This window comes from Planococcus sp. VCh962, assembly GCF_057748275.1.
Genome location: NZ_JBYLHS010000021.1, coordinates 1 through 1,381, shown reverse-complemented (window position 1 = coordinate 1,381; position 1,381 = coordinate 1). Strand labels below are relative to the sequence as shown.

Below are 1,381 nucleotides of genomic sequence, written 5' to 3'. Positions count from 1 at the left end.
TGAGCCCGGTGCAATACCGGACGCATGCCAGCCAATTAGCTGCATAACGAAAACTCTAACTTTAAGGGGTCACTACCAAGTCGAAATCGACTCTCGGGCTTTTCTTTGATATTTGACAAATTGTCACGACTTTCAAGCATTGTTCACATCAAAGTCATGCGGCTGATGGATTTTTTTATTGTGGGTTGATACAATCTTAAGAGGATTTCAAACAATGGAGGCATTAACGTGACAATACGAAATTGGGTTAAGTTTTTCTTTAAAGCGCTTTTGATCGGTGGAGGAGTAACCGGTATCCTTGGGATATTCATCCGCTGGAACGATATATTTTCCCAGCCAGTAGCAAATGGAGAATGGGGAGAAGTAATTGCCGGATTTGTTTGGATGGTTATTATTGGACTGACGATGAGCATTATCAGCCAATTGTGCTTCTTCGCTTATTTGACGGTGCACCAAATTGGGATGAATATTTTCCGAACGCTGCGGTTATGGAATTGGGTCCAAGTTTTAATTATTGTGGTAGTGGTTTTGGATTTAATCGTTTTCCGGTTTGCACCGAATGCAGAAACGGTTGGACAGGTTTGGCTGTATGGAGTGCTGTTAGCGATTCTGCTTATTACCGCATTTACAACAGCTTACTTTAAAGCGAAATGGACGAACAAAGAAACGTTTATCTCGGCTTTATTCTTCATGATTGTCATCACGACGGTTGAATGGCTTCCGGCATTGATGGTAGAGGAAGGCAATATCGATAGCTGGGTCACTTTATTGTTATTCCCGTTCTTGGCAGTCAATGCTTATCAATTATTAGTTTTGCCGAAATATAATGCACAGTCAGATGTCGATCGCCAGAGATTAGAAGAAAGACGAGCGGCACGTAAAGCAGGAACACAAGCAAAAGCAAAAAAATAAAACCATGCCTTAAACTTTTTCTATATAGAGAAGTTTAAGGTTTTTTTATTGTTTACTAAATGGGAAAGAAGGCAATAAGCAAAAGCAATGGCAAAAAATGAATAAAGAATAAAATTTCAGAAAAATGATAATCGCTTTTAAGGATTGAATTAAAGCACATCAAAATTGTATATAAATTTGTGGAGGAAACGCATGAGGACAGGCTTTTAGAAGGGGTAAACGAAAGAAAGCTAAAAAGAAAAAAGAACTTTAGAAAAAACTTTTTCAAATGTGTTGACAGGAATATAAACATGCTTTAATATAATAAAAGTCGCCAAGCAACAACGAACAACACAAACAAAGACGGCGACACACAATGAACCTTGAAAACTGAACAGCAAAACGTCAACAAATAGCGACGGCCGCGCAAAACGGCCGAAGCAACGTACTGATCAGGGTTACCAGATCAAAGCGACTCGCGCATCTTTCA

General features: G+C 39.2%; 1 protein-coding gene. It reads left to right on the top strand.

The genetic code is table 11. The features are described 5' to 3' along the window. Positions 1-228 precede the first annotated feature (228 nt). Positions 229-912 carry a KinB-signaling pathway activation protein gene (locus tag AC3AQ9_RS20535; protein ID WP_488309334.1) on the top strand — a complete coding sequence of 228 codons (684 nt, stop codon included), beginning with the start codon at positions 229-231 and terminating at the stop codon, positions 910-912. Positions 913-1,381 lie beyond the last annotated feature (469 nt).